Source organism: Deinococcus rhizophilus, assembly GCF_030271215.1.
Lineage (GTDB): Bacteria > Deinococcota > Deinococci > Deinococcales > Deinococcaceae > Deinococcus > Deinococcus rhizophilus.
The window spans coordinates 13,409-27,360 of sequence record NZ_JASNGB010000018.1; the positions used below are offsets into that span (position 1 = coordinate 13,409).

The window sequence follows — 13,952 nt, forward strand, 5'->3', positions numbered from 1 at the left end:
TATGGTATCCGCCACCGCCGACCTCTAGAGCATTTGCCATAAGAATGCGGTGGGTTTCCGCATGCGTTGGCCGAGCGGACTTGCAGAGCTGCGCAGCAGAGCGAGCGAATTGAAGAAGCGCATTGGGCATTCGGGGAGGCACCTGGGGCGCCCGTCCCCGGGGGCCGTCATTCTGCCCAATGCTCTAGCCTGCCCCATGGCGCTCCGCTTCGTCCGTCCGCCCCGCCTCGTTCCCGGTTCACGGGTGGCGGCGCTCAGCCTGTCGAGCGGCTTCGTCACCGAAGTCATGGGCCGTTATCACGCCGGGGTGCGACAGGTCGCCGCCGGGTTCGGCTGGGAGGTCGTGCCCGCGCCGAACGCGCTGCGCGGCCCCGAGTATCTGGACGCCCACCCGCAGGCCCGTGCCGACGACCTGCACTGGGCGCTGCGAAACCCCGACATTCACGGCCTGGTCAGCATCATCGGCGGGGACGACTCGGTGCGGCTGCTCCCCTTTCTGGACCTCGGCCTGATCGCGGACCATCCCAAGGTCTTCCTGGGCTACAGCGACGCGACTGTCACCCTCAACCAGTTCCTGCGGGCGGGCGTGATGGCCTACCACGGCCCCGCGCTGCTGACCGACCTCGCGGAGAACGGCGGGATGCATCCCTTCGCCGCAGAGGGCCTGCGCCGGGCGCTGGTGGACGAGCCGCGCCCCTTCGACCTCGCGCCCGCGCCGGAATGGACCCAGGCCCATGTGGACTGGGAGGACGAGACCGCGCAGGCTGTACGCCGCCCCTTTCAGCCCGGCGACGGCTGGGTCTGGCTTCAGGGCGAGCGGGAGGCCGAGGGGCACCTGATGGGCGGCTGCCTGGAGGTGCTGGACATGCTGAACGGCACCCCGGGCTGGCCCGTCCACGAGCTGTGGCAGGGCGCGGTCCTCGCGCTGGAGACGAGCGAAGACGTGCCCCCGCCGCGTCAGGTGGGCTACTGGCTCAGGAATTACGCCGCGCAGGGCCTCCTCGCCGGGGCCGCCGGGCTGCTGCTGGCCCGCCCACGGGACTACACGCCCGAGATGGTGGAGGAGCTGCACGGCTGGGTGCGCCGGGTACTGCGTGAGGCGGGGCGGGGGGACCTCCCGGTGGTGGCGAACGTGGATTTTGGGCACACCAGCCCGCAGCTCACGCTGCCGCTGGGGGGCCGGGTGCGGCTGGACCCGGCGGCGGGTCGGGTCACGGTCTGGCCGTGAGGGGCAGCTATCATGGCGCGGTGCGCCTGCTGGTCCTCTCCGACATCCATGCCAACGCCCCCGCGCTGGAGGCGGTGCTGGCGGATGCCGCGCGGCGAGGCTACGACCGCGCCGTCATGCTGGGCGACGCCCTGGGCTACGGGGCCTTTCCGGCCGAGGTACTGGCCCTGTTGCGCGAGATGGACGCGACCTGCATTCGCGGGAACCATGAGCAGATGTTGCTCGACCTCCACGCGCAGGGCGGCGAATGGTTGCCGGGCGGTGGTCACGGGGTGGTCGGCACGGCCCTGGTGTGGCAGTTGGGGCGGCTCTCCACGGCAGACCTCGGCTGGGTGGCCCGCTGGCCCGACGGCCTGGAAGACCCGGAAGTCGGTGCCCTGTTCCGGCACGGCACGCCGCTGAGCCTGGACACCTACACCGACTCGGTGACGGCGGCGCGGGACGCTTTCGGAGGCTGGAGCGGGCGACTCGCTTTTGTGGGCCACACCCACCTGCCCGGTGCCTACGTGGCGCTGCACGCTCCGGTGGGGGAGTGGGTCAAGTTCCAGAGCCTCAGCGGGGGCGGGGGCTACCCCTTGCCCCCGGGCATCCGCGCCCTGCTGAACCCCGGCAGCGTGGGCCAGCCCCGCGACGGTGACCCCAGGGCCAGCTACGGGCTCTTCGACACGGCGCGGCAGACCTTCGAGGTGGTGCGGGTGCCCTACCCGGTCGAGGCCGCGCAGACGGCCATCCTGGAAGCCGGGCTGCCCCCGGTGCTCGCCGCGCGGCTGGCGCTGGGGCGGTGAGGGCCGTGGGGAGCAGGGGGCGCAGGAAGGAGTCGGGACGCCGGACCGGGGCGTTCCGGCCTGCCGCATGACCCTCCCGGCTGCCCTCCTCCACGGGCCGCTGCTGGAGCAGACGGGGGCCTTTGCGGGCAATGCCCTGCTGCTCAGCGGTCCCGCGCGGGTGGGCAAGCGGGCGCTGGCGCTGGCCATTGCGGGGCAGCACAACTGTTCGGGCACGCGCGGCATGTACGGCGAGGGCTGCGGCGCGTGCCCGTCGTGCCGGGCGCTGGCGGCGGGGGCGCACCCTGACCTGCTGATCGTGGAGCCGCGCACCACCACGAGCACGGGCAAGGCGGCGCGGCGGCGGGTCATTCCGGTGGGCGCGGTGCTCTCGGGCCGCGACAAGGGGCGCGAGTACGAGACCCACGTCTACGAGTTTCTGGAAGTCCGGCCCACCTTCCGCCGCCGGGTGGTCGCCGTGGACGGCGCCGAGTTCCTGGGGCCGGAGGCCGCCAACGCCCTGCTCAAGCTGGTCGAGGAACCGCCGCACGGGGCGCTGTTCGTCTTTCTGGCCGAGGACCGCCGCTCGGTCCTGCCCACCATCCAGAGCCGCAGCGCCCGCCTGGACGTGGCCCCGGCCCCCGACCGGGCCATCGAGCGCGGGCTGGCGGGGCTGGGAGAGGAGGCGGACCCGGCGCTCGTCGCCTTTGCCGCTGGGCGGGCCGGGGTGCTGGAGGCGCGGGAGGCCGTGCGGGCGGCCCTGGCGGACGGCGCCGAGTTCACAGCCGCGCTGGGCGAGGGGCTGCTGACCGCTCTCGAAGCTGCCGAGCGGCTGGAAAAGCGCTGGGACGCGACCTGGCACCCCGAGGCGCTGCGGTTCACGTGGCGGGAGCGCCCCCCCCACGAGCGGGCCCGCGCGGACACGGCGCTCGACGCCCTGCACTCGGCGCTGGAAGCCTATGCCAGCCCCAGCCTGAGCTTTCAGGTCTTCGCCCTGCGGCTGCGCGAGGTCTTTGGGCTGGGGGCGTAGCCGTACACTTCCCCCCATGACCCGCTCTCTGCCCCGGTCCCGGCTTCACGGTTCTGTTCGCGTCTGGTCCCTGTCCACCGGCCCCCTCCAGGAAAACGCGGTCCTGGTGGCCGGAGCGCAGAACGAGGGCTTTCTCTTCGACCCCGGCGACGACGCGGCGCAGGTGCTGTCGCTGGTGCGGGACGCCGGGGTGACGGTGCGCGGCATCCTGCTCACGCACGCGCATTTCGACCATATCGGGGCCGTGCAGCCGGTGCGGGAGGCGCTGGGCGTGCCGGTGTGGCTGCACCCTGCCGACCTGCCGATCTACCGCATGGGCGCGGCCTCGGCGGCCCGCTGGAACCTGCCATTTATCCAGCCCGCGCCGCCCGAGCACGGGATCACCCAGGGCCAGACCTTCACGGCGGGCGACCTGACCCTGACGGCGCGGGAGCTGCCGGGGCACGCACCGGGGCATGTGGTGTTCGTCGGGGACGGGGTTGTGGTCGCCGGAGACACCCTCTTTCAGGGGGGCATCGGGCGCACCGACCTGCCGGGCGGGAACCACGCGCAACTGCTGCAGGGCATCACGCGGGAGCTGCTGGGCCTGCCGGACGACGCAGCGGTCTATCCCGGCCACGGCCCGGCGACCACCGTGGGGGCCGAGCGGCGCACCAATCCCTTCTTGCGGTGACGGGCCGGGGGTACGCTGAACCCATGAGCCTGCCTGTCTCTCCGGGGGCGGGGCCGTGACGCCCGCCACCGCACCCGCTCCGCTGCTGGGGGCCCTCACCGACCGCGACTATTCCACCAACTCGGCCAACGCCCTGATTCACCTGTACCGCGCCGAGGTGGGCAAGATGACCGCCTACCGCCAGCGCCTCGACATGACGACCAACTGGTCGGTCGTGACGACGGCGGGCCTGGCGTCCTTTGCGCTGGGAGACCCCAACAACAGCCACGCGACCTTTCTCTTTGCGATGGGCATGAACTACTTTTTCCTGCGGCTGGAGGCCCGGCGTTTCCGCACCTTCGAGGTCGCCCACCACCGGGTCCGCATCATGGAGCGCTTCTTTTACCCCGCGATGCTGGGCGACCGGGTAGACGCCGGGTGGCACCAGTTGCTGCTGGCCGAACTCGCCAAACCCCGTTCCCCGATGACCCGCGCCGACGCGCTGGGCTGGCGGCTCAACCGCAACTACCTGTGGATCTACGCGGCGGTGCTGATCGCGTGGTTCGCCAAACTCGACATGTCCATGCCCAAGGGCTGGGTGCTGGAGTTCCCCGCCGCCTTTGCCCTGGCCGACATCGGCAACTTTCCCGGCTGGCTGGTGTTTCTGGGGGTCGCCGTCTTCTACAGCTTCCTGATCTCGCTGGCGGTGCGGGCCGCGCGAACCTACCCGCTGGAAGAGGGCTGATACGGACTCCAGATGAACAGTTGGGCAATGACTGTGAACCCCGACCAGAGGGAGAAGGAACAACGGTGACGGAGAGGAGTGGAGGCACCGCAGCGAAGCGGAGGGGCCGCAACGGATTATCCGGAAATCTCATGACGGCCCCGGCGCACCTGCTCCTCGCGCCAGAGCTGCACCCCGGCGAGCAGCCCCACCTGCGCGGGCAGGCTCCAGAGGTACAGCCGGGGCCGCCGCAGGGCCAGGGCGGCGCCGAGGGCCAGCAGCTGCGTGCTCAGCCCCAGGTTGACCGCCACCCGGTTGATCGCGGCGGGCGTGTAGGCGAGGCGGTCGGCGGGGGAGGGGTCGCCGCCCACCGCCGACCGCAGCCGGGCCTCGAACAGCGCCCCCAGCACTCGCTCCTGCGGGGCGAAATACAGCGCGTAGACGCCCCGCAGCAGCTCCAGCACCCGGGGGTCGTCTCCAGCCTGCGCGGGCGGGTCACGGAACACCTCGCCCCGCGCCTGCCGGTGGTCCCGCTCCCACAGGTAGTCGGTGGTCAGAATCAGGCTCAGCAGCCCGGTCAGCCCCAGGCCCCGGCGCCCCGCCAGCCCGGTCAGCACGGCCGCGTTGGCGAGCACGTCCATCTCCGAGTCGAGGTAGCGCCCCGTCTCGGTGGTCTGCCGGGTCGCCCGCGCGAGTTGCCCGTCGAGATTGTCCAGCACCGTCTTGACCTGAAGGAGCAGGGCGGGGGTCAGCCGATGCCCACGCCGCAGCAGCGCCCCGGCCAGCAGCCCCAGGGCCGTATGCGTCAGGACCACGTGCAGCGGATTGACCCGCCGCCGCGCCAGCGGAGGCACCAGTCGCTCTGCCAGCGGCCGGAAGATCAGCTCGGCGGCCCACTCACGGGCGGGGCGGGCCTTGCCGTGGGTCATGGGAGGGAGCCTACCGCCGCCCGCCCCCCCCGCGTGGAGGGCTTTTCCTGACGCCCGCATAGCGGTTGCGCTCGCGGCGGCGCTGGGTGCGGGCGTCCGACTGCTGCCGGGTTCCCCGCCCGGCGAGGCGGCGCGGCACGAAGCTGTCCACCGTCAGGAAGCGGAACAGCGGAATGTACAGCAGCAGCACGAAGATCAGCGTGCCCCACCAGGTGTCGAGGTACGGCCCCAGCCCCGCCAGCCGCAGCAGTCCCGAGAGCAGGGTCGCCACCACGGTAAACAGCAGCACCCGGATCAGCAGCCGCCCCAGCTTGCGCCGGGTCAGGCCCGGTTCGGGGTCCGGGGTCGTCAGCCAGCGCCAGAACTTCAAGCGTCGTCCCCGCCCGGCGCGGCAGGCCGGGCCGCCGCGCCCACCGTGACGCGGTCGCGAAAGGCCACCAGCTCGGGCCATTCGGTCTGCCCGGCGTCCACGTCGACCACCAGCGCGGGCTTGTGCGTCTGCCCCGCGAGCCGCTCCAGAGTGGTCCGCACCGCGCCGTCCCGGGCGGGAGAGGCCAGAATCACCCCGCGCACCGCACTCTTGCCGTCCAGCAGCTTGAGGGACCCGTACAGCTCCTTCTCGCCCGCCGGGGCCGTGGCCGCCCGCTCCATCCGCCCACCCCGGGCCGCGACCTGCGTGGGGGGCAGCTCGGGCGAGATGACCGGGTGCAGCCCCAGCCCTTCCAGCGCCGACCGCAATCCCGCTCCCAGGTCCGGGTCCCCCAGCAGGGCACGCGGCCCGACCACGGCGACCGTGACCCGCGAGGCGCGGCTGAGCGCGGGCATGTCCTCACGCGGCGGGGCCGCCAGCGGCTTGACCCGCTCCAGCGCCAGCCGCACCCGGCCGGGGTTGCGGGTGAGCCGCTGACCCAGCTCGGTCGCCGCCGCGATCATCTCGGGGCCGCCGTCGGGCAGGGCCTGCATGGACGGCAGCCCGCTGAGGCGCCGCGAGAGCAGGTCCGGCAGCGCCTCGCCCCAGCCGTCGTTGAGGAGGGGCGGCGTCTGCGGGAGGAGCACGAGGTCCACCCGCCCCAGCGCCAGCACTCGCCCCAGCACGAGCTGCACCTGCACCGGGGCGTCCGGCAGGCTGTCGCGGCCCAGCGCGAACGCCTCGGCGGCGGGGAGGTCCGGCGTGACGACCTCGACCCCCAGTTCTTTCAGGAACGCGGCCCAGTACCGCCCATACCGCGCTCCCAGCGTATCCAGCAGACCGACCTTCATCGCCCGGCAGTGTACCCCGCGTATCCTCCCGGGTATGACCGCCCGCCCCGGCCCCACCCTGCCCGACGCCCTGCGCCGCGTGCTGCCCGCCGCCCGCTGGGAACCCGTCACAGGCGGCAGGAGTGGCGCGGGCGTGTGGCGCAGTCAGAAGTACGTGGTCAAGGTGCAGCCCCGGGGCGGCCTGCCCGTCTCCACCCTGCTTCAGGAGCGCGAACGCCTGCGCTGGCTGGCGGGCCGGGTGCCGGTGCCCACCGTGGTGGGCTACGAGGTCACGCCCACCCACGAGTTCCTCGCCATGACCCGTCTGCCGGGCATCCCCATGAGCCACCCCGACGCGCTGCTGCACCCGGAGCGGGTGGTGGACCTGCTCGCCCGTGCCCTACGTGAGCTGCACGCCCTGCCCGGGCGCGACTGCCCTTTCACCATGACCCTGCCCGTCACCCTGCGCCTAGCCCGCGAACGGGTGGAGGCGGGGGAGGTGGACGAGTCGGACTTTGACGACGAACGCCAGGGCTGGACGGCGGCCCGTGTATGGAACGAACTCGTCCGCACCCGGCCGGGGGAGGAGGACGTGGTGGTGACCCACGGCGACCCCTGCCTGCCCAACCTGATCCTGAATGGCGAGTACGTGGAGGGCTTCGTGGACGTGGGCCGCGCCGGGCTGGCCGACCGTCACGCCGACCTCGCGCTGACGCACCGCAGCCTGACGGGCAACCTGAGTCGGGACCACGCCGAGCGCTTCCTCGACCTGTACGGCCGGGCGCTGGTGGACGAACGCAAGCTGGCCTATTACCGGTTGCTCGACGAGCTGTTCTGACCTCCCTGCCGTTGATCCCGGGCTTGACCGAGCCAAGTGAGGAGCGCAGACCGTGACGCCGGACCGGGAGTGAAAGCTGCTCGGTGCTCTCCCGGAAAGTCGGAATGTCCGGGACGGTGCACTGAGCCCACCCGGAGGGAAAAGTCCCCTCCCCGCCGTGCTCTACTGCCCCGCGTGCGTGCCCTCTCCGAGTTCGTGACCCGTCGCCCCTGGCTGGTGCTGGCGCTGTGGGGCCTGCTCGCGCTGCTGAGCGCCTACCCGGCCTCGCTGGCCCCCCAGAACCTCAGCGCCGACCCCGGCGGCCTCTCCGACGCCGAGAGCACCCGCGTGACCGCCCTGCTGCGGGGGCGCTTCGGGGAGGAGGACACGAACACCGCCCTCCTCGTCACCCGCCACGCCCCCCCGCTGACCACCCCGGCGGGCCGGGCCGCCTACGACCGCCTGCTGAGCGGGCTGGAGGACGTGCCCGGCGTGACCCGGGTCCTCGCGGCCGGGGCGCAGGGCACCGTGCCCACGGTCAGCGAGGACGGCCGCCTCTCGCTGACCGTCGCGCAGATTCCGCTGGAGGAGGGCGCGACCGAGACGCTCGCCCGCGTGCGGACCTACGCTGGTCAGGTGGGGAGAGACGGGCTGGCGGTGCAGGTCACGGGCGGACAGGCCATCGCGGACGACTTCACCGAGTTCGCGGAGAGCGACACCAAACGCAGCGAGTTCGCAGCCCTGCCGCTGACCGCGCTGGTGCTGCTGGGCGTCTTCGGGGCGCTGGTGGCGACCGGCCTCCCGCTGATGGTGGGCGTCCTGAGCATCACCGTGGCGATGGCGGGCGTCTACGGCCTGACCCGCGTCACCGAGGTCAGCACCTTCGCCCAGAGCGTCATCACGATGCTGGGGCTGGGGGCCGGGATCGACTACGCCCTGCTGATGGTGAGCCGCTTCCGCGAGGAACTGGGCAGGGACGGCGACTCCCGCGCGGCCGCCGCCCGCACGGTGCTCACCGCCGGGCGCAGCGTGCTGTTCAGCGGCCTGACGGTGGCGATCGCGATGGCCGCGCTGGTCTTGCCGCCCATCGCCTTCGTGCGCTCGATGGGGCTGGGCGGGGTTCTCGTCGTGCTGCTCACGGTGCTTGCCAGCGTAACGGTCCTTCCCGCGCTGCTGGCCCTGCTGGGCGAGCGGGTGAACAGTCCGCGCCTCCTGCGCTTTCCCTGGGCGCAGAACGCGGGCGCGTCGGCGGCGTGGACGGCGCTGGCCCGCCGGGTCACGTCCCGCCCCGGCCTCGCCGTGCTGCTCAGCACCCTCTTGCTGGTCACCCTGGCCCTGCCCGCCCTGAACATGCGGACGGGCTACGCGGGCGCCTGGGGCCTGACCCCCGGCGTCGAGAGCCGCGACGCCCTCGCCGACGTGCGCGACCTCGGCGCGGGCGGCCTGCTCAGCCAGTTCGAGGTGGTGCTGGACCTCGGGGGCGAGCGCTACGGCCCCGCCGACCGCGCCCGCTTTCAGGCGGTGGTGGAGGAGCTGCGGGCCCTTCCCGGCGTGCAGACCGTCATCAGCCCTTTCCTCACGCCCGGGGACCTCGCCGGGGAAGCGGGCGGCGGCGGAACGGACGCCATCGCGGCCCTCAGCCTGCTGACCTCCCGCTCCTTCAGCGAGGACCGCCGCCTGCTGCGGGTCACGGTCGTCCCCGACGCCTACCTGCGGGCCGACCAGATCGACCCCTTCGAGGGACGGTTGCGCGGCGTGCTGGAGGACTCGGGCTTCCGCTTCCTGCTGGGGGGTGCTCCGGTCGGCGAGCGCGAGTTCAGCCGGGCGCTCACGGACGCGCTGCCCGCCGCCGTCCTGACCGTCTTCGCGGCGACCTTCCTGCTGCTGATGGTGGCCTTCCGCAGCCTGCTGGTGCCGCTCAAGAGCCTGCTGATGAACACGCTGACGGTGGGCGCGGCCTACGGGGTGGTCACCCTGGTCGTGCAGGGCGGCTTCCTGGCCGGGCCGCTGGGCATCCCCGACGACGTGGGCGTGCTGGATTCCAGCCTCCCGCTGATCCTCTTCGCGGTCCTCTTCGGCCTGAGCATGGACTACGAGATCTTCCTGCTCTCCCGCGTGCAGGAGGAGGTGCTGCGCGGCCACCCCAACGACGAGGCGGTCGTCCTCGCGGTAGGGCGCACCGCCCGCATCATCACCTCGGCGGCGCTGATCATGTTCATCGTCTTTTCGGCCTTTATCGCCGGGCGCGTGGTGGCGAACAAGAGCATCGGGCTGGGGCTGGCGGTTGCCGTCGCGCTGGACGCCACCCTGGTGCGCCTCGTCCTCGTGCCCGCCTTTCTCAAGCTCGCCGGACGGTGGAACTGGTGGCTGCCCGGCTGGCTCGACCGCCTGCTGCCCCGGCTGCGGCTGGAGCACTGAGCCTATCCCCCCCGGCCTAGCCCCCCCGCTGAACGACAGTTCCCTCCGTCTGAATGGGCAGGTCCAGCACCCGCCCCGTCAGCCCATGTGCCTCCATCACCCCATGCAGGAAGGCATGCAACCCCGCCGTCTCCTCCCGCGCATCGTGAAAGCACAGCACCGTCGGCCCCGCCCCGCTGAGCGCCGCCCCGAGGGCGCCGTGCCCGGTCGCGCCCTCCAGAATGTCGCTCAGCCCCGGCACCAGCGGCGCCCGCCAGTTCTGGTGCAGGCGGTCCTGCATGGCGTGCCGCAACAGGTCCAGCCGTCCCTGCGCGAATGCGGCGGCCAGCAGCGCGGCGTGCGAGAGGGCGTGCACGGCGTCCGCCCGGCTGTACTCGCCCGGCAGCACCCCCCGCGCCCTGCTGGTAGACAGCTCGAAGTCGGGAATCAGCACCGTGACTCCCAGGTGCGGGGGCGGGTCCAGCCGGACATGGTGGGTGCCCAGCCGGTCCAGTGTGGCGACCACGATGCCCCCCAGCAGCGCGGGGGCCACGTTGTCGGGATGGCCCTCCTCGCGTGCGGCGAGGTCCAGCACTTCCGCCTCGCTCAGAGGCCGTCCCAGCGCCTCGTTCCCGGCCACGATTCCGGCCACGAGTGCGGCGGCGCTGCTGCCCAGGCCCCGTGCCAGGGGGATTTCTGTCTGGATTTCAACCCGGGCGGACGGCAACCCGCGTCCAGCCTGCCGCGCTGCCAGAAGCATCGCCTGGTAGACATAGTTCCCCTCGTCGGCGGGCGTTCCGGCCAGCTCCGGTCCCAGGGGCACCACCTCGGCCACGGCCTGCGGGGTCACCGTCACGGTGGTGAACAGGGGCAGGCTCAGGCCCAGGCTGTCGAAGCCCGGCCCCAGGTTGGCGCTGCTCGCCGGAGCGCGGACGGTGAAGGCTGTGTCTCCGGCTTCCCTCAAAGAATCCGCTCCAGCACATACTCCAACCTGGCCTGCACCGCTCGGGGCGCCTCCACCGCCCGCAGCGCAGCGTCGGGGTCCTTCAGCCCGTTGCCCGTCAGCACCGCCACGACCGTCTGCCCCGGTGTGAGCAGGCCCGCCGCGTGCCGCTTGAGCAGCCCTGCGACCGGAGTGGCGCTCGCCGGTTCGCAGAACACACCCTCCCGTGCCACGAGGTTATAGGCGTGCATGATCTCGTCGTCGCTCACCATGTCGAGCAGGCCGCCCGACTCCCGCACCGCCGCCCGCGCCAGGTCCGCGCTCGCCGGGTTACCGATCCGGATGGCCGTCGCCAGCGTCTGCGGCTCGTCCACGATGGCGTCGCGGACCAGCGGCGCGGCTCCCTCCGCCTGAAAGCCCCACATCTGCGGCAGGGCCGCGCTCCGCCCCGCCGCGTGGTACTCGCCAAAGCCCATCCAGTACGCGCTGATGTTGCCCGCGTTGCCCACCGGAATGGCCAGCACGTCGGGCGCCTGCCCCAGCACGTCCACGACCTCAAAGGCCGCCGTCTTCTGCCCCTGCAGCCGGTAGGGGTTCACCGAGTTCACCAGCGCGATGGGATGCTCGGCGCTGATCTGCCGCACCAGCCGCAGCGCCGCGTCGAAGTTGCCGTTCACCGCTATGACCTCGGCCCCGTACGCCACCGCCTGCGCGAGCTTGCCCAGCGCGATGTTGCCGTCCGGAATCAGCACGACGCAGCGCAACCCCCCGCGTGCGGCGTAGGCGGCCGCCGCCGCGCTGGTGTTGCCGGTACTCGCGCAGATCACGGTGTCTGCACCGTCTTCCATCGCCTTGGCCACTGCCATGACCATGCCCCGGTCCTTGAAACTGCCGGTGGGGTTCAGGCCCTCGTACTTGAGGAACAGCTGAATGCCCAGGCGTTCGCTCAGGCGAGGGGCCGGGATCAGCGGTGTATTCCCCTCGTGCAGGCTCAGCGGGGGCGTGCGGTCGGTCAGGGGCAGGTACTCACGGTAGCGGTGCAGCAGTCCAGGCATGGGGGGTCCTCCTGAGGCATCCTACCGGGCCAACCTGCATGAGGAACCCTCTCCGGCTGCCCTGACCCCCACATGAGACCCGGCCGGTCCTGTCTGGGCCCCGCGTCTCTCTGGGATTTGCCCCCCCTCCATCTGCTCTTGGGTCGGCCTTGAGAACGTAGTCTGCATAACACTTTGCCGTGCCCGGCGGTCCCATTGTGCACTCACAACGACGCACGACAGCGTTGAACTTCAACGTCCTGGAGGGAGAAACTATGAGTTGGATCGTTCTTATTCTGGTGGGTGCGCTGTGCGGATGGCTCGCGAGCATGATCATGAAAACCGACGCGCAGCAGGGCGCGGTCGCCAACATCCTGATCGGGATTGTCGGTGCGGTTCTGGCGCAGTGGCTGTTCGGCAGCCTGCTGAACATCGGCGGCGCCGAGGCAGCCGGTAGCGGCTTCAGCTTCTGGAGCATCATCTGGGGCGTGGTGGGCAGCGTCGTGCTGATCGCTCTTCTCAAGGCGCTCAAGATCCTGCGTTAAGCCCGTTACTCCAGAGGTCTGGCTCCCACGAGAGGGATGCCAGACCTTTTTCTTGCCGGTCCGACCTTGTGCTAGAGTTCAAAGGCTTGCCTGACCCTGCCCGGCGCGGCAGTGTCCCAGGTCACCAGAGTCCAGGTCACCAGCCCCCGGCACAACAGCGGGTCAGGTTGAAGAAGGAGTAAGGAACATGTCGAAAGTGTGCGAAGTGTGCGGTAAGGGGCCGATCGTCGTGAACTCGGTCATTCGCCGTGGTAAGGCCCGTGCCAAGGGCGGCGTGGGCCGCAAGGTCACTGGCATCAGCAAGCGGGTCCAGAAGCCCAACCTCCAGCCTCTCACTGTCAGCCGTAATGGCGTGGCCGTGCGGATGCGTGTCTGCACCAAGTGCCGCAAGAGCCTGACCTGACCTCCTCACCCGAGACGCCCCCGGCTTCAGCGCTGGGGGCGTCTTCTTGGTGGCTGATCCGGCGGGGTCAGGCGGCTCCGGCCTTGCTGCGGCGCTCGTCGGCAAAACTGACGACCACCAGCATCAGTGTCCCGAGCACCACACAGATATCCGCAATGTTGAAGATAGGGAAGTGGCCCGCGTTCAGCGCCTGGGTGACCGCACTGAGCAGCGGCGAGTAGAACATGTCAGTCACTTGGCCCTGCGACAGCCCGTCGATGCTGTTGCCCACCGCTCCAGCGGCGACCATCGCCAGCAGCACCGAGAGCAGCCGGGGCTGGGGCTTCACCACCAGATACCCCAGAATGCCCAGGCCCACCAGCAACCGGACCACTGCCAGAGGCACCGCTGAGCCCGAGAAGAGGCTCCAGGCGGCGCCCGTATTAAAGGTGAGCTGCCACCCCAGTAGCCCCGGAATAAAGGGAACCGGGGCCGCGTCGGGAACGAGGTTCGCCAGCGCCCACGCCTTGAGCGCCTGATCGGCGACGACGAGCGACGCGGCGATCAGCAGCGGAACCCAGATGGGAAAGGCACGCGGGCGGCGAAGCAGGGTGGGCACGCCGCGCAGTATGCCGGATAAGGAGGCCGTTCCTCTGCCCGGTCACATTGTCTGCCCACCCTCCGGCCAGAATGAATCCCATGGCGAACGTGGAATCCTTCGATCTCGATCACACCAAGGTGCAGGCCCCCTATGTGCGGTTGGCCGGAATCAAGCGCACCCCCAGCGGCGACGCGATCAGCAAGTACGACCTGCGCCTGCTGCAGCCCAACCAGGGCGCCATCGAACCCGCCGCCATTCATACCCTGGAGCATCTGCTGGCAGGTTACCTGCGCGACCACCTGACCGATGTGGTCGACGTGTCCCCAATGGGCTGCCGCACGGGCATGTACATGGCCGTTATCGGTGAACCGGACGAGGAAGGCGTGCGCCGCGCCTTCGAGCAGGCTCTGGGAGAGGTGGAGGCCCACGACCGGCCCATCCCCGGGGTCAGTGAACTTGAGTGCGGCAATTACCGCGACCACGACCTCGCGGCGGCCCGGCAGCATGCCCGCGACGCGTTGAGCCAGGGCCTCAAAGTTCAGGAGACGGTCCTCCTCTCCCGTTAACCCCGTCCAGCACACGAAAGAAGACTCCCCCCGCAGCCTGAGTGAAGACCCGGCATGGGGGGAGTTGACAAGACGCCGTATGGCCTGTATCTTTTCTGAGC

16 protein-coding genes are annotated in these 13,952 nt (G+C 71.2%); 10 read left to right on the forward strand and 6 right to left on the reverse strand.

The features are described from left to right. Positions 1–196: 196 nt before the first annotated feature. From QOL99_RS04010 to QOL99_RS04030, 5 genes are all read left to right on the forward strand, one after another. Entirely contained in the window at positions 197–1,228 is a 1,032-nt protein-coding gene (locus QOL99_RS04010; protein WP_285521596.1) for a S66 family peptidase, read from the forward strand. A gap of 20 nt (positions 1,229–1,248) precedes the next feature. Continuing rightward, positions 1,249–2,013: a metallophosphoesterase family protein gene (locus QOL99_RS04015; protein ID WP_285521598.1), complete on the forward strand. Its 765-nt coding sequence runs from the start codon at positions 1,249–1,251 to the stop codon at positions 2,011–2,013. 67 nt (positions 2,014–2,080) lie between these two features. After that, the gene (locus QOL99_RS04020; protein WP_285521601.1) at positions 2,081–3,022 is read left to right on the forward strand and encodes a DNA polymerase III subunit delta'; all 942 of its coding nucleotides are present in this window, start codon (positions 2,081–2,083) and stop codon (positions 3,020–3,022) included. Positions 3,023–3,038: 16 nt separating this feature from the next. After that, a complete protein-coding gene (locus tag QOL99_RS04025) occupies positions 3,039–3,695 on the forward strand; it encodes an MBL fold metallo-hydrolase (protein ID WP_285521604.1) in 657 nt (218 codons plus the stop codon). A gap of 55 nt (positions 3,696–3,750) precedes the next feature. After that, the gene (locus tag QOL99_RS04030; RefSeq protein ID WP_285521606.1) at positions 3,751–4,419 is read left to right on the forward strand and encodes a DUF2270 domain-containing protein; all 669 of its coding nucleotides are present in this window, start codon (positions 3,751–3,753) and stop codon (positions 4,417–4,419) included. 116 nt (positions 4,420–4,535) lie between these two features. On the opposite strand, the gene QOL99_RS04035 is transcribed toward QOL99_RS04030, so the two are convergent. Genes QOL99_RS04035 through QOL99_RS04045 form a run of 3 tightly spaced genes read right to left on the reverse strand, consistent with a single transcriptional unit; the run spans position 4,536 to position 6,587 of the window. Then, positions 4,536–5,327, reverse strand: coding sequence for a CDP-alcohol phosphatidyltransferase family protein (locus tag QOL99_RS04035; RefSeq protein ID WP_285521609.1), 792 nt, complete (start codon positions 5,325–5,327; stop codon positions 4,536–4,538). A 10-nt stretch (positions 5,328–5,337) separates the two neighbouring features. Then, positions 5,338–5,697: a hypothetical protein gene (locus QOL99_RS04040; RefSeq protein WP_285521611.1), complete on the reverse strand. Its 360-nt coding sequence runs from the start codon at positions 5,695–5,697 to the stop codon at positions 5,338–5,340. Beyond that, positions 5,694–6,587 carry a hypothetical protein gene (locus QOL99_RS04045; protein ID WP_285521613.1) on the reverse strand — a complete coding sequence of 298 codons (894 nt, stop codon included), beginning with the start codon at positions 6,585–6,587 and terminating at the stop codon, positions 5,694–5,696. The genes QOL99_RS04040 and QOL99_RS04045 overlap by 4 nt, the downstream gene beginning before the upstream one ends. Before the next feature lie 34 nt (positions 6,588–6,621). Here QOL99_RS04045 and QOL99_RS04050 point away from each other — a divergent pair, with 34 nt between their 5' ends. Further along, the gene (locus QOL99_RS04050; protein WP_285521615.1) at positions 6,622–7,404 is read left to right on the forward strand and encodes an APH(3') family aminoglycoside O-phosphotransferase; all 783 of its coding nucleotides are present in this window, start codon (positions 6,622–6,624) and stop codon (positions 7,402–7,404) included. 174 nt (positions 7,405–7,578) lie between these two features. Then, on the forward strand, positions 7,579–9,801 hold the full coding sequence (locus QOL99_RS04055) for an MMPL family transporter (protein WP_285521617.1): 2,223 nt from the start codon (positions 7,579–7,581) through the stop codon (positions 9,799–9,801). Positions 9,802–9,817: 16 nt separating this feature from the next. Here QOL99_RS04055 and thrB read toward each other — a convergent pair whose 3' ends face one another. Further along, positions 9,818–10,744, reverse strand: coding sequence for a homoserine kinase (gene thrB, locus QOL99_RS04060; protein WP_285521619.1), 927 nt, complete (start codon positions 10,742–10,744; stop codon positions 9,818–9,820). After that, on the reverse strand, positions 10,741–11,778 hold the full coding sequence (gene thrC, locus QOL99_RS04065; RefSeq protein WP_285521620.1) for a threonine synthase: 1,038 nt from the start codon (positions 11,776–11,778) through the stop codon (positions 10,741–10,743). Before thrC ends, thrB begins: the two co-directional genes overlap by 4 nt. Positions 11,779–12,032: 254 nt before the next feature. Between thrC and QOL99_RS04070 the strand changes: the two genes are divergently transcribed. Together QOL99_RS04070 and rpmB are read left to right on the forward strand one after the other, a co-directional pair. Continuing rightward, on the forward strand, positions 12,033–12,302 hold the full coding sequence (locus QOL99_RS04070) for a GlsB/YeaQ/YmgE family stress response membrane protein (protein ID WP_285521622.1): 270 nt from the start codon (positions 12,033–12,035) through the stop codon (positions 12,300–12,302). Positions 12,303–12,489: 187 nt separating this feature from the next. Next, positions 12,490–12,705 (forward strand): 50S ribosomal protein L28, encoded by a 216-nt coding sequence (gene rpmB, locus QOL99_RS04075; protein WP_285521625.1) that lies wholly within the window; start codon positions 12,490–12,492, stop codon positions 12,703–12,705. 67 nt (positions 12,706–12,772) lie between these two features. Here the strand turns inward: rpmB and lspA are convergent, their stop codons facing one another. Continuing rightward, positions 12,773–13,303: a signal peptidase II gene (gene lspA / locus QOL99_RS04080; protein ID WP_285521627.1), complete on the reverse strand. Its 531-nt coding sequence runs from the start codon at positions 13,301–13,303 to the stop codon at positions 12,773–12,775. 80 nt (positions 13,304–13,383) lie between these two features. Here lspA and QOL99_RS04085 point away from each other — a divergent pair, with 80 nt between their 5' ends. Then, positions 13,384–13,851: an S-ribosylhomocysteine lyase gene (locus QOL99_RS04085; RefSeq protein ID WP_285521629.1), complete on the forward strand. Its 468-nt coding sequence runs from the start codon at positions 13,384–13,386 to the stop codon at positions 13,849–13,851. Positions 13,852–13,952: the final 101 nt, after the last annotated feature.

Coding starts and splice junctions, on each gene's coding strand:
- QOL99_RS04085 (WP_285521629.1), top strand. CDS start 13,384: ATGGCGAACGTGGAATCCTTCGATCTCGATCACACCAAGGTGCAGGCC.
- QOL99_RS04025 (WP_285521604.1), top strand. CDS start 3,039: ATGACCCGCTCTCTGCCCCGGTCCCGGCTTCACGGTTCTGTTCGCGTC.
- QOL99_RS04035 (WP_285521609.1), bottom strand. CDS start 5,327: ATGACCCACGGCAAGGCCCGCCCCGCCCGTGAGTGGGCCGCCGAGCTG.
- QOL99_RS04045 (WP_285521613.1), bottom strand. CDS start 6,587: ATGAAGGTCGGTCTGCTGGATACGCTGGGAGCGCGGTATGGGCGGTAC.
- QOL99_RS04070 (WP_285521622.1), top strand. CDS start 12,033: ATGAGTTGGATCGTTCTTATTCTGGTGGGTGCGCTGTGCGGATGGCTC.
- thrC (WP_285521620.1), bottom strand. CDS start 11,778: ATGCCTGGACTGCTGCACCGCTACCGTGAGTACCTGCCCCTGACCGAC.
- rpmB (WP_285521625.1), top strand. CDS start 12,490: ATGTCGAAAGTGTGCGAAGTGTGCGGTAAGGGGCCGATCGTCGTGAAC.
- QOL99_RS04020 (WP_285521601.1), top strand. CDS start 2,081: ATGACCCTCCCGGCTGCCCTCCTCCACGGGCCGCTGCTGGAGCAGACG.
- QOL99_RS04010 (WP_285521596.1), top strand. CDS start 197: ATGGCGCTCCGCTTCGTCCGTCCGCCCCGCCTCGTTCCCGGTTCACGG.
- QOL99_RS04050 (WP_285521615.1), top strand. CDS start 6,622: ATGACCGCCCGCCCCGGCCCCACCCTGCCCGACGCCCTGCGCCGCGTG.